This is a genomic window from Variovorax sp. GW821-FHT09A10, from assembly GCF_059418385.1.
This window is the reverse complement of sequence record NZ_JBWKPT010000001.1, coordinates 64247-79243: the sequence shown is the minus strand read 5'-3', so window position 1 is coordinate 79243 and position 14997 is coordinate 64247. Positions and strand designations below refer to the sequence as shown.

Below are 14997 nucleotides of genomic sequence, written 5' to 3'. Positions count from 1 at the left end.
CGGCGCCGCATAGCATCGGTGCTCCCCCCGGTTTTTTGTAGCAATCCATGTCATCCACTTCCACCCCGAACGCGGCCCCCGCCCCCTCCTTGCGCAGCGACGCCCAACTGATCGGGCTGGTCGGCCTGGCGCATGCGGTGAGCCACTTCAGCCAGCTGATCCTGGCGCCGCTGTTCCCGTGGCTCAAGGATGCGTTCCAGGTGAGCTATGTCGAACTCGGCGCGGTGCTCACCGTGTTCTTCGTGGTCTCGTGCATCGTGCAGGCGGCCTCGGGCTTCATCGTCGACAAGCTGGGCCCGCGCCCGGTGCTGTTCGTCGGGCTGGGCGCGCTGGGGCTCGCGGCCTTCGGCTATGCCATGGCGCAAAGCTACTGGATGCTGCTGGCGTGCGCGGTGGTCGGCGGCATCGGCAACGGCGTGTTCCACCCGGTGGACTACACGCTGTTCAACCGCAAGGTCGCGCCCACGCGGCTGGGCCATGCCTACAGCGTGCACGGCATCACCGGCAGCCTGGGCTGGGCGCTGGCGCCGGCCTTCGTGGTGCCGATCGCCATTGCCTTCTCGTGGCGCGTGGCGCTGGCCTCGGCCGGTGTGGTGGCGATCGTGGTGCTGCTGATCCTGTGGATCTACCGCGGCGTGCTGGCGCTCGACGCGGCGGCCGTGCACAAGGCCACGGGGCACGGCGAGCCCGCGCCGGTGGGCGGCGAGTTCGACTTCCTGCGCATCCCGGCCGTGTGGATGTGCTTCGGCTTCTTCTTTTTCTACGCCGCCGTGATCAGCGTGGTGCAGACCTTCGCGCCCGTGGCTGCGGGCCATCTGCACGCGGTGCCCGTGGCGCTGGTGGCGGTGTGTCTCACGGTCTACATGGTGGCGAGCGCGGCCGGCATGGTGGTGGGCGGTTTCCTGGCCTCCGACCCCTCGCGTTGCGAGCGCATCGTGGGCGCGGGCTTTGGCGTGGCGGCGGCGCTGGCACTGGTGCTGGCCTTTGCACAGTTTCCGCCGGTGATGGTGCCGGTGCTGTTCGGCGCGATGGGTTTCGTCTCGGGCATCGCCGGGCCGTCGCGCGACCTGCTGGTGAAGAAGTCGACGCCGCCCAATGCCACAGGGCGCGTCTACGGCGTGGTGTATGCGGGCCTGGACATCGGCCAGGCCGTGGCGCCGCTGGTGTTCGGCCGGCTGATGGACCACGGCCAGTACACGAGCGTGATCGTCGGGCTGGCGCTGGTGCAGGGCGTGCTGATCGCCAGTGCCTTCAATGTGCGGCGCGTGCGTCGCACGGCGCTGGTGCCTGCGTCGGCATAAACCCACGGAGAGTGAAGCAAGCGATGCGGCCCCTATCATCGGCCGCATGCAAGCCTTGTATGTCTATGTGATCGTCGGTGCTGTGCTGGCGGGTTTTGTGCAGGGCCTGTCGGGCTTTGCCTTCGGCATGGTCGCGATGTCTGTGTGGGCCTGGACGCTGGAGCCGCAACTGGCTGCGGTGCTCGCGCTGTTCGGGGCGCTCACGGGGCAGGTGATCGCGGCGCTCACGGTGCGGCGGTCTTTCGACAAACGCATCCTCTGGCCCTTCGTGCTTGGCGGACTGGTCGGCGTGCCCTTCGGTGTCTGGCTGCTGCCGCACCTGGACATCGTGCTGTTCAAGGTGTGCCTGGGCACGCTGCTGGTGCTGTGGTGCCCGGCCATGCTGATGTCGCAGCACCTGCCGAAGATCACTTTTGGCGGTCGCGCGGCGGACGGCGTGGCGGGGGCCATCGGCGGCGTGATGGCGGGCATCGGGGGCTTCTCGGGTGTCGTGCCTACGTTGTGGTGCACGCTGCGCGGCTTTCAGCGCGACACGCAACGTGCTGTGATCCAGAACTTCAATCTCTCGATGCTGGCTGTGGCATTTGCGGTGCATGTGGCGAGTGGGAGTATTGGGCGTTCTGTGGTGCCTCTTTTGGCATTGGTCGCGGCGGCTGTTGCAGTGCCGGTGTTGTTGGGTGCGCGGCTTTACATCGGGATCAGCGAAGCGGCGTTTCGCAAGATCGTGTTGAGCCTCCTGACCTTGTCGGGCATCGCGATGCTGGCGTCCGCGGTGCCCGCGTTGCTGCAACGCAGCTGACGCCCGCGCCGGCGTAAGACGGCGCACCTCTTTTTTCGCGAAAGTCGCTTGACCCTCTCGTAACGGCACGCTCTACGATGCCTTCAACTTGAGAGGGAAGGCATGTACCTGAGGATTGGCGAACTGGCCCGGCGCACCGGGCTCACCGTGCGCGCGCTACGGCACTACGACGACATCGGCCTGCTGGCGCCGTCGCAGCGCTCGGACGGCGGCTACCGTCTCTACGACCGCCACGACGTCGCGCGGCTGTATCGCATCCAGGCGCTGCGGCGGCTTGACCTGTCGCTGGCCGAGATCCAGGGCCTGCTCGACCGCGCGGCCGACGGGCTGTCGGAGGTCGTTGCGCAGCAGCTGTCGCAGCTCGAACGCGAGATCGCGCAGGCCACGGCGCTGCACAGCCACCTGCAGACCTTGCAAGCCCAGCTGCAGGTCCACACCGAACCTGCCATCGACGACTGGCTCGTGGCCCTCGAGCGCACGGTCGCGGGCGCGAAGTATTTCAGCGACGACGAGCTCAGCCGGCTCCAGACTGGTCGCGATGGTTTCGCCGACACCGTGGCCCCCGAGCGCGCCGAGCTGACCGCAACGCTCCATGCCCTGGTCGCCGCGGGCGCTTCGCCGGAAAGCGCCCAGGCGCAGGCCCTCGCGCAGCGCTGGATCGCGCTGCTGCTCGAAGAAGCAGGGGGCGACGAAGCCCTGCTCATGCAGCTCTACGCCATGCACTGGAACGAGCCTGCGCTGCACTCGCTGACCAGTGTCGACCGGGCCGGCATGCAGTTCATCTCGCATGCGATGGCGTACGCGCGGCTGCAGCGGTACGGCGCGCATTGCGACGCTGCGGAGATGGCCTTTCTCGCGCAGCATTACGTTGCGCAGACCGACGCCTGGCCCCCACTGATCGCCGATGTGCGACGGCAGATGCGGCAGGGCGCGGCGCCCGGAAGCGCGCCGGTGCGCGTGCTGGCCGCCCGCTGGCAGGCGCTGTCCCTGGCCAAGGCCGGCGGCGATGCGGCACTGAACGCGAAGCTGCAGGCGGCCTTCCGCAACGATCCCACGCTGCGCGCCGGCTCGGGCATCGACGCGCCGCTGACGGCCTACATCGGGCGCGCCATCGCGCAGCTTGCCGAACCTCATTCCCTTTGAACGACCAGGAACCCTCAGTGACCGCCATGCCCCGGGCCCACGCCCATTTCTTCACCGGCAACTACGCCCCGCTCACCGAGGAGCACGACATCGCGGCCCTCGCCATCGACGGTGCGATCCCGCCGGAACTCTCGGGCACGCTCTACCGCGTGGGGCCGAGCCCGCAGCATGCGCCTCGCGACGACCACTACCATTGGTTTTCGGGCGATGGCATGGTGCATGCGTTTCACATCGACGGTGGGCGGGTGGCGTACCGCAACCGCTGGGCGCGCACGCCCAAGTGGCAGCTGGAGCACGAGGCCGGTCGCGCGCTGTTCGGCTCCTTCGGCAACCCCGCGACCAGCGACCCGGCGGTGATCGGGCGCAACAGCGGCACGGCCAACACCAGCATGCTCTGGCACGGCGGCCGGCTGTTCGCGCTCGAGGAATCGCACCAGCCCTTCGAGCTTGATGCGTTCACGTTGGCGTCGAAAGGGCACCAGAGCTTCGGCGACCGCCTGACCACGCGTTGCACCGCGCATCCGAAGCTCGACCCGCAAATCGGCGAGCTGCATTTCTTTGCCTACTCACCCGACGGCCCCGGCACGCCCGGCATGCTCTACGGCGTGATGGACAGCCAGTGCGAAGTGACCGAGCTGCAGACCTTCGACGCACCGTACGCCAGCATGGCGCACGACTTCATGCTGACGCGCGGGCACGTGCTCTTTCCGGTCATGCCCCTGACCTCCAGCGTGGAGCGCGCAATGCGTGGCCTGCCGTTGCTGGCCTGGGAGGCCGGCAAGCGCACCCACGTGGGCGTGATGCAGCGCGGTGCCACGGCCGACACCCTGCGCTGGTTCGAGACCGAGGCCTGCCACATGTTCCACGTCATGAACGCGTGGGACGAGGGCGACACCGTCGTCGCGCTCGTGATGCAGTCGGACACCGCGCCCGGCTTGCCCGATGCGCAGGGCCGCCCCGGCGATCCGCACGCGATGGCCGCGCGCCTGTGCCGATGGACCTTCGATCTGGCTGGTACCGGCAACGGTTTCTGGCGCGAGTACCTCGACGATCTGGTGGGCGAGTTCCCGCGCATCGACGAGCGCTTCGCGGGCAGCTGCACCCGGTACGGTTTCTATGCCTGCCATGCGACCGCCCGCGCCCGGGGCGATGCCGAGAGTGTGCTTTTCGACAGCCTTGCGCGCTTCGACCTGGAGACAGGCGAGCGCCACCTCCACACGCTGCCGCCGGGCGATGTCGTGTCGGAGCCGGTGTTTGTGCCGCGCGCACCGCACGCCGACGAAGGCGACGGCTGGCTCCTGGCCGTGGTCTGGCGCGAGCAGACCCGGCGCAGCGACCTGATCGTGCTCGACGCCCGCGACCTGCGCACCGCGCCGGTCGCGACAGCCCGGCTGCCGCACCGCGTGCCATTCGGCTTCCACGGCAACTGGAGGCCGAACGTGTAGTGCGTAGTTGTTTGACGGCATGACCTTGAAGAGAAGGAGTCAACGTTGCCCCATACGACGGGGTGCGTCTACCGCGTGGTGAGCCGCGACAACTCAATCTTCATCAGGACCAAGAAAATCGTGGGGGTGTTGAAGAAAAAATGGAGATTGCGGGCGCATCCCTGGGAATGCCTTACTGCTTTGGACGGTCGACGAGGAACCATGCTGTCGGCGAGTCTGGGTGCGAGATCGTGCAGTGCGGCTTGGTGCTGGAGACAGTCGCGACCGGTGATGGTGCGTGTCCGGTCACTGCGCCGACAGCGGTTAGGTGGTTGAACTGTTGCCATGCGCAGCCCGTGACCGTAGAGGGCCGATGGGCCGCCAAAGGCCGTTTACGGGGGCCCTGTCAAGTCTGGCGATGGTTCCTGTTGATGCCAGGGGCGGTATGGGAAGGACCGTCATCGCAATCATCGAGAGCAGTGCTCGGCGGCGCGTGGGCGCTGGGTTGTTTGTCATCGAGAGCTTCCTGGCGTGATCGCAACCGCCTCAGCGGGTGCGCCGGGCACGGCTACCCGGAACTTCAGCCCTTCAAGCAGCTTGTCCCACAGGGCGATGGCCTCTTCGTCGTTGAGCGAGGAAGCCGCGGCCCCACCCACGCGATCCGATGCGACCTTGGTGTGCATCGTCACATTCAGGCGGGCCGGACGCGCAATGCTGCCGCTGACCCCGACGAACAGCCATTCGAACTCCTGCGTCCCGTCGGGATAACGCACCAGAGACTCTTCGCCCGCCCAGCCGTGAACCTGCTTTCTGCCCTCGCGCAAAGTGGTGAGCGTGGGGTAGCGATTCCCGGCTTCCCGCTTTCGATCTCCGATCAGCTTGAGAAGGCCGTAGCCATTGCTGCCTTCCGTGCTGGCGGCTTGATTGCTCTCGACGCTGAACACGACGTCGGGCAGCGCGGCCATGTGAAGCCCTACCTGGGAAAGAGAACTGCTGAACGTCGAATCGCGGGTGAATCCGTATTCGTGGCAAAGGCCCTGATCCGTTGGGACTTCATCGGGTTCGCGTGCGCGCAGGTTCTTGGCGGTTTCGATGGCGTCCTTGATCAGGGACCTTGTCGTCACATTTTGACTTCTTGCTGTTGCGTCACTGTCCATAAAGATGTGCGGACCCACCAGGTAGTAAAAGCGAAAACCCTCTAGTTCTAACTGTTTTGCTGAGACGCTCTTGTATGACCGGATCAGCCGTGTGTTGGGCGCAGGCCCGTTGCCAAAGTAAGTGATTTCGGCGGTATCGTTCGCATCAAGAATCTTTGCTCGATGGGCTTGCATCACCTTCTCGATGTTCTCGGCCTGGTTGGGCAAGGTTGGAAAGTCGCGTCCGAATACCAAGCGTGAGTCCGCAGGCGCTGTCAGAACATAACGCCCGAAACACAGCAGCTTGGTACGCTCAAACAAGAGGTCAACGCGTTTGTTCATCGAAATTTCCTTTGTCAGTCACTGTTGTGGGGGATAGTCCCAGTCCTTCTTGGCCCACCATGCGGGGTCGTAGGCATTGGCAATCCGCGCGATGCCATACAAGGTCGCGGCGATGGCGCCTCTGTTCATGAAACTGCCCTGGTGGTCGTAGCCCGTCTGGACGAACTTGATCCGGGCCTGCACTTTGTCCGCGCTGCGTTGCACGGGTACCGTTCCGTCCGCTGCCGTATCTGGAGACTGGAGCTTGAGTTGGAGTTCCACTCCATGGGCGCCTTGAACACGCAGCCTGCCGGTGCCGTCGTCGCCGATCAGCGTCCACGTCGATGGCGGGCCCGCCGCGGCGGGGTCGCCATCGACAATGCGCCAGACGACCTCATTCCAGGCTGGTTGATCCGGATCGCTGCCATAGTGCGCGTACGTGCAATCGTGGAAGGTGTCCTGGATCGCGTTGGCAAATCTCATGGCCTCCTTGATGCGTTCGGCTGTCGCCTCTGGGCCAATCTGCTCTTTGGTCTTGCCGCCTTTCTTCGGAGACATTTTTATCTGCTCCGCTGGATCAATCCAATCGGGATTGATCAACCGCCACCATCTCCTTGATCCCAACGTATAGATTTCATCCACAGCATTTTCTTGGGGCAGCGTAGCCAGAACTTTTCCACTTTGGTCCTGCACCTGCAGCCACTGCGTGCCGTAGGCTGCTGCCGGCAACAATTCCAGTCCACCTTGCGCATTGGCCAATACCGCTGTTACTTCCGCACCGTTGTCGCCCAGCACACCTTGGATGATGTTCGCCTTCACGTTCAAGAGGCTGCCACCCTCGAAGCCCGCGCGCATGCGTTTGTAGGCCGCCGCTGCACCGGTCGTGGGCATCACGCCATGCACGATGCCCAGTACCTTGCTCCTGAGTTTGCTGTGCTTCGTGCGGAGGAGTGCGCGCGCCAGAATTCCGCCCATGCTGTGGGTCACGAGGATGACGCCGGGGCAGTTGAAACCGTTCTCGTTGTAGGTTTCCACCAGCTTGTCGATCTTCGGCGCCAGAGCTTTCGCCTCGTCGCCGTTGCTCTTGAGCCAGTTGTAGCCAAAGGCGTGCACGGGGTACCAGCAATCGCCGATCTTCTTGAGTTCGTCTTCCGTCAACGGGTCACCACCTTGCCCTCCAAAGCTTGAGGGTGGCCTTCCTACCAGGGCCTCAGGGTTGTCCTTGTTGGACCAGGAGGCGGAAACTTTCACACTATCCCCAGCCCCTTGCAGCATGTCGTTGAGCTGCTGCTCCATGCGTTTGATGATGTCGCCGTAGGAGCCGAACATGACCTCGCTCCAACCGCGTGCCCTGGCCTTTTGTGCCGCGGTAAAGCTCTGGCGGTTGCTCGCCAGAGGATGCTGGGGGTCGGCCTTCGGGTCGCTCACGAGCAGCTTGCTGATGTCGCCGAGGTCGTCGGGGACGTTGTCGTGGCGCTGATCGGAGTTGATGGTTTCGTTGCCCGTGGCATCGAAACGTTCGGCGCCGTTGTCGGTGACTTTGTAGCGGTCCACCTCCACTTCATCCGGGTCCAGGCGCATCTGGCGCTCGGCAGGGCTGGCGTTGCGCCGGGCCAGGGCATCCCCCGTTTTGTCAGGCCCCCAGGAGAGGTTGTCGCTGCGCTTGATCTGCGTCTGGCGGTCTCGCGACAGGCGCAGATTGCTTCCCATGATGCCGGGCAGAAAAATGACAGGAATGAGTTTGCCCGGGGGCACGCGCACATGGACCTTGCGTGTGTCCGATACCGGGGTGGTCGTAACAGCCACATCGGCAAACCCTCCCATCCCCAGGCTGAAATCCAGCCACGCGTCTTCGTCTTCGCCTTGTGCGGCCATCATTTGTTCCCGTTCTTGTTTTTTCCCAGCCACCGCACCCGGTAGATCTCCGGTCCATCTGAGCGCTGCAGGCGCGTGGCACCATCGGTGGCCGTGGTAGCGCCGCTCTTCCTGGTCGGATCACCGGCAGGCGGCGCTGGATCGTCATCGCGGGTGAGTTCGAAAAGCTGCTTGGCGGCGGGCGTTTTCTTGTCGTCAAGGTGGTGAAGAATTACCTCCTGATCGAACGGCGCATTCACGTCCTGGTTCTTCACCTCGGAATTCCGGCTGTCGGGCCCCGCGAAGCTGTGGGTGACTGCCTGCGCACGCCACACACCGTTGGTGCCGTGCACGATGCCCGACGCATTCCAGCAGGTGTAGCTGCTTCCGCCGTTGATCAGAATCTCTTCTTTGGCGGTGATGCTGATCCTGTTGGCTTCCAGCCTGATGTTGAGCTTGGCCACAAGGTTGATGCTGTCTTGCAGTGCCACGATGTCGATTCCTGCCGTGGCCGCAGTCAGACGAATGGCCTTGTAGGCAAAGAGACGCACGGCGTCCTTGACACTGGCCAGCAAGCTCTTGCCGGCGCTGATGCTGGTATGGCCGCCGCTGGTCAAGGCGTTGTGCGCGATGCTGGCGATGTGCGTGGTGGTGCCGGCGGCGCTGTGAATGCCTGCTGGGCTGGCAAAGACCAAATGAGGTTCGTTGAGTTCAGGAAACTGGCCTTCTGGCGTGAGACCGCCGTCACCTTTGATCGCATCGTTCTGTGCCTTCAAGACCTTCGTGACGACATCCTGATCGCCTGCCAAATGCGCTTTGGTCTGCTGTGCCGTCTGGCTCATCCCCTCGTGCAGATCGCGTGCAGCCGTCAGGCGGTCAACTGTCTCGCCCATGTCAGTGATGTGAGCCTGTGCATTGGGCCTTGCCTGCGTGGTGACGAGTAAACCCTTGGCAGCGCGGATGGCGCCATGGCCGTCGGTACGCAGTTCGACACCTTGGCCCCGATCATCCTTGCGGCCCGTGGTGTCTTCAATGCGCCCGATGTGCCCGAGACTGAGGCTGCTGCTTTGGTGATCACTCTTGAGTTGCGCCTGAATCTTGCCGGGATAGTCGTCTAGTTCGAGATGGTTGCCTCGTGTGGCGAGGCCGCTGCCATCCGCGCTCAGTTCGCGGCTGCGAAAGCCCGAGAGATTTTTCTGTTCCGGCAGATGCCTTGGCGGCATATTGAGTCGGTTGTAGACACGCCCGGTCACCATGGGGCGGTCAGGGTCGCCATTCTCGAAGTCAACGATCACCTCCTGTCCGATGCGCGGGACGTGAGTGCCGCCAAACTGCGTGCCAGCCCAGGGCGACGAAACACGAATCCAGCAGGAAGAGTGTTCGTCCTTCGTGCAGTAGCGGTTCCAGTGAAAGCTGACCTTGATGCGGCCGTACTCGTCGGTCCATATTTCTTGCCCGGCGGGACCGGTGACGATCGCCGTCTGCGGACCCATGGTGCCGGGCTTGGGCTGTGTCTGTGGCGATCGGAAGATGCTGCCGGCGGGCTGGACCTGAAAATCGGTGTGGCAAACGTAGTCTTCCTGGCCGCTGGCATGTGCGCTTTCGTGCAGGCGCAAGCTGCTGGCGATGACCAGGTATTCGAGGTTGGCGGAGTCCTGAGGGTAGTTGGCCAACGAGAAGGTGCATCCCGTGACCACCGCCCGCAGGTTGCCGTTCCCTCTGCCACGGCTGCCGGGTGAGCCGGTTGCTTCCATGCGCGTCCGAACCAGATCGTCGCCTTCCCCCGGATCGGTGTAGTCGCCGGGCCACCTGTACATCTCTTGGATGTTGTTGCCCGTGTTGCGTGGCATCTCGGAGGACTGCTGCAGCCGGGCTCGGGGTTTCGTGAAGTCGAAGTCGTCGGTCACCCACCGACCCGATTCCAGGTTTTCGATGCTGCAGAAGTTGTGGCAATACTCCTCATCGATCTTGTGGCCTGGCGGGTAGTAGCGAATGGTGTGGTACGCCTCGCTCTCGAATCTCGCGTGTGCGCCGGCATCGTCCACCAGCACCAGTTTGTGCGCGCCGTCCCTGTGCTCAAAGAAATAGTAGAGACCGAATTCCTGCATCAGCCGCGTGATGAATTCGAAGTCCGTTTCGCCATACTGGACCTGAAACACTCGCTGCGGATAGCGATGGGTCACCCGCTTTTCGGTCGGAAAGCTGTAGTCGGCGAGCACCTCTTCGACGATCTGCAGCGGGGTCCTGTTCTGAAAGATCTTGTAGTCGCTGGTGTGTGTGGCTAGAACCAGCCAGGGCCGCAGAACGATTTCGTAAATGCCTCGACGGTTTTCGTGCTGCACAAACCGCGCACTTGTCACCAAGCCATTGATTTCGCGAGTCCCCGCACCTGTGCGAGTCGTCACTCCAAGGCCTTTGCCGTCGAGTTCGATGCGGATGCAGAACTCCTTGCCGATCAGCTGTTTGACCGGTACGTTGGCCGTCAGAAAGTCAGTGAGCGTCGGGCTGTCGGGGGTCTGCAGCCGGACGGTGTATTCGAAGAGTTCCCCCAGCGCCTCGCTGCCGTCGAGCGACTTGAATTCGAGCGCTGGTTCGGCCAGCAGGCTGGGCATGGCCGCGCTGCTGACGGAGATGGTTCGTGATGTGGTGAATATGGAAGGCACGCGCTGGACTTTTGACGAGTGATCGGTCAAAAAGTCTGGGGCGTGTGCACGCTGCACCAAAGCAAACAATGGTCACGCGGCTGCTTGCCGGCGGACAAACTCAGCGGGGGTGCGAAGTAGTTTGCAGAATCCGGTGCACGGCGAGTCCGTGACAAGGATTACAAAAGAAAAGCGGGACCGCAGGCACAACGCACGCTGGGCGTTGCTTCTTTCCAACAATCTACCGCGGCAGCGCCAGCGCAAACGGCAGGCTTGCCACCCCCAGAATGGTCGACAGCGTGACCAACCCAGCGACATACGGCCCGTTGTATCCCATCCGAGCCGCCAACACATAAGCACTAGAAGCAGTAGGCACAGCAGAAAAAGCCATCAACACCGAAGCCTGCGTAACGTCCAGCCTCAAGGCAAGCGACAACCCCCAAGCCACGAGCGGCAAAAAGAAATGCCGTATCGCCAGCACAGACACCGCCAACACCTTCCCCCTCCCCAACGTCGCGAACTGCATCCCCGCCCCCGCCGCAAGCAACCCCAACGCCAGCGACGCAGCCCCGATCCGCGTGAGCGTCGGCGTCAACCAGCCAGGCACCGTGAGCCCCAGCACATTGGCCAGCAGCCCCGCCAGCGTCGCCACGATCAGCGGGTTGCGCACCAGCTGCCGCACGAAGCCGGTCTGCGCATGCCGCGTCATCGGCCACACGGCAGCGATGTTGAACATCGGCACGCACACGCCGATCAACACCGCGATCAGCAGCAGGCCCTCGGGCCCGGCCAGCCGCTCGGCCAGCGCCAGGCAGATGAAGGAGTTGAAGCGAAACGCGATCTGCGCGCTCGCGGCGTGGTCGTGCCGGTCGATGTGCGTGCGCAGGCCCGGCACGAAGGGCAGGGCATACGCCATCGCGATGCCGGCCAGCCCGACGCCCACGCCCGCGGTCAGCAGGCTCGAGGTCGCACCGAAGTCGAGCGGGCTGCGCACGATCGAATGGAACAGCAGGACGGGAAATAGAAAGTAATACACCAGGCTCTCGACCTGGTCCCACACGCGGCGGTCGAGCGCGGTGTAGCGGCACAGGAGCCAGCCGATGGCGATGAGGGAGAAATCGGGGAAGAGCAGCTGCGCGTAGTTCACCGCTTCGAGCATAAACCGGCACAACCGTGGGTATTCCACAGCATGACGGAAAGCCCCGACCCGCTAGCATCCGGGCTTCGCTTTTTTCCGGCCGCCCCGGCCGGTCCCGTCTAGTCAAGGAGTTATCGATGCAACGTCGTCAATGGAGCGCGCTTGCGGGCGCCGCCGCGCTGGTCGCAGTGGCAGGCCAGAGTTTTGCGCAAGGCTATCCCAACAAGCCGGTCGAACTGAGCGTGCCGTTCGCACCCGGCGGCACGACGGACATCGTGGCGCGCGTGATCGCCGACCCGCTGGGCAAGGTGCTGGGCCAGCCCGTGGTGGTGATCAACCGCGCCGGTGGCGGCGGCATCGTGGGCGCGGCCGAAACGGCGCGCGCACCGGCCGACGGCTACAAGTTGGGCGTGGCCACGGTGTCGAGCACGGCGGCCAACCCGGCCATCAACCCGAAGACGCCGTACGACCCGATCACCGACTTCACGCCGATCATCAACATCGCGGCCACGCCGAACGTGATCGCGGTGAACCCGAGCTTCCCGGCCAAGAACTACGCCGAGTTCGTGGCCGAGCTGAAGAAGAACCCGGGCAAGTATTCGTACGCCTCGTCGGGCACGGGCGGCATCGGCCACCTGCTGATGGAGCTGTACAAGAGCCTGACCACCACCTTCGTCACGCACATCCCGTACCGCGGCGCGGGCCCGGCGCTGAACGACGTGGTGGCCGGCCAGGTGCCGATCATCTTCGACAACCTGCCCTCGGCGATGCCCTTCATCCAGAGCGGGCGCCTGGTGCCGATCGTGGTGTCGGCGCCGACGCGCGTGGCCGGCCTGCCGAACGTGCCGACCTTCAAGGAAGTCGGCCTGGAGCCGGTCAACCGCATGGCCTACTACGGCATCCTCGGCCCGAAGGGCCTGCCGAAGGAAGTGGTCGACAAGATCAACGCGGGCGTGAAGAAGGCAGTGGAAGATCCGGCCGTGAAGAAGCGCATCGAAGACACCGGCTCGCTGATCGTGGCCAACACGCCCGACCAGTTCGCCGCGCAGATCAAGGCCGAGTTCGACGTGTACAAGCAGGTCGTGAAGAAGCAGAACCTCAAGCTCGACTGACCGGCTTCGCTTCCCCCGAAAGCCGCCCGCGTTCCGGGCGGCTTTTTCTTTTGTTATCTTGCACCGCATGACCGAGGCCGCCGCCGCTCCCCCCACCGCCGACATCGACACCTTCATCGACGCCCTCTGGCTCGAGGACGGGCTGTCGAAGAACACGCTGGCCGCCTACCGCCGCGACCTCGCGCTGTTCGCGCAGTGGCTGCGCGAACAGCGCGGCGGCATGGGCCTGGACGCCGCGCGCGAGACCGACCTGCAGGCCTACATGGGCGTGCGCCTGTCCGCCAAGGGCAAGGCGACTTCGGCGAACCGCCGGCTCACGGTGTTCAAGCGCTACTACCGCTGGGCGCTGCGCGAGCGGCGCATCACGGCCGACCCGAGCATCCGCCTGATGCCGGCGCGCCAGATGCCGCGCGCGATCAAGACGCTGTCCGAGAAGCAGGTCGACGACCTGCTGGCCGCACCCGATGTCGAGAGCCCGCTCGGCCTGCGCGACCGCGCGATGCTGGAGCTGATGTACGCGAGCGGCCTGCGCGTGAGCGAGCTGGTGGCGCTGAAGGCGATCGATATGAGCCTCAACGACGGGGTGCTGCGCGTGCTCGGCAAGGGCAACAAGGAGCGCCTCGTGCCCTTCGGCGGCGAGGCCCGGCGCTGGATCGAGCGCTACCTCGACGAGTCGCGTCCCGTGATCCTCGACGGCCAGCAGACGCCCGACCTGTTCGTGACCGCGCGCGGCGCGGGCATGACGCGCGTGATGTTCTGGGTCATCGTGAAGAAGCAGGCCGCTGCAGCGGGCATCCACGTGCCGCTGTCGCCGCACACGCTGCGCCATGCGTTCGCCACGCATCTGCTGAACCATGGTGTCGACCTGCGTGCGGTGCAGCTGCTGCTGGGCCATGCCGACATCTCGACCACCACCATCTACACGCACGTGGCGCGCGAGCGCCTGAAGCAGCTGCACGCACAGCACCATCCGCGCGGCTGACGCAGCGTTCTCAACTCTTGCGTTTGCGCGCCTCGATGGCCGGCACCAGCGTGTCGTAGAAGGCGCTCACCATGCGCATCTCGCGCCGCTCGGCCAGGCACAGCACGTGGGCGTAGGTAAAAATTTCGGTGTCGCTGAAGCCGACCATGTGCAGGTTGGGCCCCGGCACGAACTCCACGCCCGACACGGCCGCGATGCCCAGGCCTTGCGCCACGGCTTCGCGGATCACTTCACGGCTGCTGATCTCCATCACCACGTCGACCTCGACCTTGGCCTTGGCCAGCGCCAGTTCGAGCGCCTTGCGCGTGGTCGATCCCTGCTCGCGCAGGATGAGCCGCTCGCCCTGCAGCTCCGCGAGGCGGATGTTGCGCCGCTTCGCGAAGCGGTGCGTGGAGGGCACGAACATCACGACCGGGTGCTGGCTGAAGGGCACCGACAGAAAACGATCGTCGCGCACCAGCTGTGCGAGCACGCCGACGTCGGCGCTGTAGTCGAGCAGGCGGTCGAGCACGTCCTGTGAATTGCCGGTGCTCACCGTGACCTTCACGTCGGGGTAGCGCAGGCTGAAGTCGACCAGCATCTTGGTCACGTGGTACGGGCCCACGGCCGCCACGCGCAGGTGGCCGGTGCGCAGCTTGCCGGCATCGCCGAGCAGCGCCACCGCATCGCCTTCGAGGCTGAAGATCTGCTGCGCGAGCTGCATCAGCTGTTCGCCGATCTCGGTGAGCTGCACGCGCCGGCCGCGCCGGTGGAAGAGCTCGACCTGGTAGGCCTCTTCGAGAAAGCGCACCTGCGTGGTGATGGTGGGCTGACTCACGTGCAGGTGCTCGGCGGCCCGCGTGAAGCTGCCTTCGCGGGCCACGGCATAGAAGGAACGCAGCTGGGTGAGGCGCATCGCGGGAGCCTTTCTGATCTATAGCTTCAGTATATAGATCATCGAAAAAATTTGAATTGGATAGATGCGAGCCTCGGTGATGTACTCGCGCTCAAGACGGACCAGGCCTCGACAGAAACACGCCGGACGTCCCGAATCCTCGCGTTGTCATGACCATGACACGCACGACTGGAAGACTCGAGACGGGTACTTTTGCCCTTCGAAACGACCTGAGGATTCCATGCAACGCAGACCACTGGAGACAACCATG

The 14997-nt window shown here is 64.5% G+C and carries 11 protein-coding genes; 6 read left to right on the top strand and 5 right to left on the bottom strand.

The annotated features are described in order from the left end of the window. Positions 1–47: 47 nt before the first annotated feature. The 4 genes from AC07Q9_RS00385 (at position 48) to AC07Q9_RS00370 (ending at position 4688) form a co-directional block, all read left to right on the top strand. Positions 48–1301 carry an MFS transporter gene (locus tag AC07Q9_RS00385; RefSeq protein ID WP_495306860.1) on the top strand — a complete coding sequence of 418 codons (1254 nt, stop codon included), beginning with the start codon at positions 48–50 and terminating at the stop codon, positions 1299–1301. A gap of 46 nt (positions 1302–1347) precedes the next feature. Further along, on the top strand, positions 1348–2100 hold the full coding sequence (locus AC07Q9_RS00380) for a sulfite exporter TauE/SafE family protein (RefSeq protein WP_159272489.1): 753 nt from the start codon (positions 1348–1350) through the stop codon (positions 2098–2100). A 102-nt stretch (positions 2101–2202) separates the two neighbouring features. Then, positions 2203–3243, top strand: a complete 1041-nt coding sequence (locus AC07Q9_RS00375) for a MerR family transcriptional regulator (RefSeq protein ID WP_495306859.1) — start codon at positions 2203–2205, stop codon at positions 3241–3243. A gap of 26 nt (positions 3244–3269) precedes the next feature. Further along, positions 3270–4688 (top strand): carotenoid oxygenase family protein, encoded by a 1419-nt coding sequence (locus AC07Q9_RS00370; RefSeq protein WP_495308197.1) that lies wholly within the window; start codon positions 3270–3272, stop codon positions 4686–4688. Between the two features lie 491 nt (positions 4689–5179). Here AC07Q9_RS00370 and AC07Q9_RS00365 read toward each other — a convergent pair whose 3' ends face one another. The 4 genes from AC07Q9_RS00365 to AC07Q9_RS00350 all read right to left on the bottom strand — a co-directional run bounded on the left by AC07Q9_RS00365 (position 5180) and on the right by AC07Q9_RS00350 (position 11779). Beyond that, complete coding sequence (locus tag AC07Q9_RS00365) at positions 5180–6145, bottom strand: T6SS immunity protein Tli4 family protein (protein ID WP_495306858.1); 966 nt, start codon at positions 6143–6145, stop codon at positions 5180–5182. 18 nt (positions 6146–6163) lie between these two features. Next, positions 6164–7999, bottom strand: coding sequence for an esterase/lipase family protein (locus AC07Q9_RS00360; RefSeq protein ID WP_495306857.1), 1836 nt, complete (start codon positions 7997–7999; stop codon positions 6164–6166). Next, the gene (locus tag AC07Q9_RS00355) at positions 7999–10590 is read right to left on the bottom strand and encodes a type VI secretion system Vgr family protein (RefSeq protein ID WP_495306856.1); all 2592 of its coding nucleotides are present in this window, start codon (positions 10588–10590) and stop codon (positions 7999–8001) included. Before AC07Q9_RS00355 ends, AC07Q9_RS00360 begins: the two co-directional genes overlap by 1 nt. A 271-nt stretch (positions 10591–10861) precedes the next feature. Beyond that, a complete protein-coding gene (locus AC07Q9_RS00350; RefSeq protein ID WP_495306855.1) occupies positions 10862–11779 on the bottom strand; it encodes an AEC family transporter in 918 nt (305 codons plus the stop codon). Between the two features lie 116 nt (positions 11780–11895). Between AC07Q9_RS00350 and AC07Q9_RS00345 the strand changes: the two genes are divergently transcribed. After that, entirely contained in the window at positions 11896–12870 is a 975-nt protein-coding gene (locus AC07Q9_RS00345; RefSeq protein WP_495269516.1) for a tripartite tricarboxylate transporter substrate binding protein BugE, read from the top strand. Between the two features lie 67 nt (positions 12871–12937). Next, a complete protein-coding gene (gene xerD, locus AC07Q9_RS00340) occupies positions 12938–13852 on the top strand; it encodes a site-specific tyrosine recombinase XerD (protein WP_495306854.1) in 915 nt (304 codons plus the stop codon). Between the two features lie 10 nt (positions 13853–13862). Here xerD and AC07Q9_RS00335 read toward each other — a convergent pair whose 3' ends face one another. Further along, positions 13863–14747, bottom strand: coding sequence for a LysR substrate-binding domain-containing protein (locus tag AC07Q9_RS00335; protein ID WP_062482221.1), 885 nt, complete (start codon positions 14745–14747; stop codon positions 13863–13865). Positions 14748–14997: the final 250 nt, after the last annotated feature.